Below are 1,674 nucleotides of genomic sequence, written 5' to 3'. Positions count from 1 at the left end.
TGTGGTTCGAGCCCGTCGAGTGGCTCGGGATGAAGGATAAGCCTGCGAAATTTCATCTGCTTAGCATCCATCCGTATGACCGCTTGCATTCGCAGCAGAGCAATACCTCAAATCGCAAGAGATACGCCGTCGCGGATCGCGAGCCGGTGCTGATCAATACCGAAGACGCTAAGGATCTCGGCATCAAGCAGGGCGATCTGGTGCGCGTGTATAACGCTCGCGGCGAAATTTTGGCGGGAGCCAACGTGAGCAGCGACATAATGCGCGGCGTGGTGCAGATCTTCGAAGGCGCGTGGTACGATCCTAACGCCGAGGGGCTTTGCAAAAACGGAAATCCGAACGTGCTTACGATCGATCTGCCTACGAGCGAGCTTGCCAACGGTAACATCTCCCACACGGCGCTGGTAGATATCGAGCTTTATAAACACAAGGCGGGCGAGGATATCAAACTAACCGCATTTATGCCGCCTAAGGGGGCGAAGTAGGGATTAGGGCGCCATAGCGCCCTAATTTCTCTTCAGTGCATAGAAACAATCTACTAGCGGTTACTACTTTGCTATTGAAATAGCGGCTTTTGCTTCATCAGAAATTTCGTGTCGCGTTGCATTGTTCTCAGGCGTCCTTAATCTCCTTATCAAAAATTTTTTTATTATGGCTAATTAGGCTGCATACTAAAGTATCTTTATTAAATCCCGCACTTTTAAAGCTCTCGTTTATAGATGGATTGCTTTCTACGCAGATAAATAAGTCGTCAAATCTGAATATTAGGTATTTTCGTATTTTAAAAAGAGATAGGGTGTAAAAAATCAGGCTTCTAATGGAATTTAGAATAAAATTTAACGGGTAGAACATCTTATCTACGGAGTCGCGATTTTCTGGATGAAAAGTTACAAAAATCGGAATATAGGCATGTGTAATTATTTCGCTCCCGGATAACGGCACGGTTAGCAGATCTTTGTTGCCCTGATAGTCGATAAATTCATATTCTATGCGATCATCATAAATTTTGCTGTAAGTTTTATTTTTAGTTAAAGAGCGTAAAAATTTCAAATGACCGAAAATAACATATAAAATCCGGAACATGCTATCGTTATCCCAGTCCTTCTAGAAAACTCCCTCATAGCATCTTCAGGAGATGAGCAGATCAAAATTAGTAGAACTAGGACAAAAAATATAATGCATGAAAGCATACCGGTAATTTCGGCGCGTAAGAACCAATTATTCTCGACGATCAACGGTTTGCCCGCCCGCTCTTTGTCGTAGTCTCTCATGAAATCCCCGTTTTATAAAATTTTGGCGCATTTTATCCTTTGGGGCTTACGAAGCATTTAAAATTTTATCTTAGCGGCGGTTTTGATATGTATTTAGCGGGGCGCGAAATGACGGATAGAAATTTAAAGGCAAAAGGCGGCTTTGGCTTCGGTAATTTCGCTATTTTAGCGAACCGAGAGAGCTGCAATATCGAAGTAAATTTAATCCGTAAATTTTGCTTTCAAAATTTACGGATTTTAAAGAAGGCTCTACGAAATCGTTCAAGGCGAGCACGTCACGCAAAACGATCAAATTTCATCGAAATAATCAAAATTTATCGAAACGATTAAATTTTACTGAAACGCCCTAATCTCGCCGAGCCTAAAAAGTCAAGCGGCTAAAATTTATTCCTTCGGCGTGATC

The 1,674-nt window shown here is 42.4% G+C and carries 3 protein-coding genes; 2 read left to right on the top strand and 1 reads right to left on the bottom strand.

Translation table 11 applies throughout. From position 1 onward, the window contains the following. The coding region (locus Q0257_RS03620; protein ID WP_298021653.1) for a molybdopterin dinucleotide binding domain-containing protein at positions 1 to 485 on the top strand (485 nt) is incomplete at its 5' end. A 127-nt stretch (positions 486 to 612) separates the two neighbouring features. Here Q0257_RS03620 and Q0257_RS03615 read toward each other — a convergent pair. Continuing rightward, positions 613 to 1,083, bottom strand: coding sequence for a hypothetical protein (locus Q0257_RS03615; RefSeq protein ID WP_298021650.1), 471 nt, complete (start codon positions 1,081 to 1,083; stop codon positions 613 to 615). Positions 1,084 to 1,310: 227 nt separating this feature from the next. Here Q0257_RS03615 and Q0257_RS03610 point away from each other — a divergent pair, with 227 nt between their 5' ends. After that, on the top strand, positions 1,311 to 1,601 hold the full coding sequence (locus Q0257_RS03610; protein ID WP_298021647.1) for a hypothetical protein: 291 nt from the start codon (positions 1,311 to 1,313) through the stop codon (positions 1,599 to 1,601). Positions 1,602 to 1,674: the final 73 nt, after the last annotated feature.

It is taken from the genome of uncultured Campylobacter sp., from assembly GCF_938018035.1.
GTDB lineage: Bacteria > Campylobacterota > Campylobacteria > Campylobacterales > Campylobacteraceae > Campylobacter_B.
The sequence above is the reverse complement of the archived record's forward strand: the minus strand, read 5'-3'. Positions and strand labels throughout refer to the sequence as shown.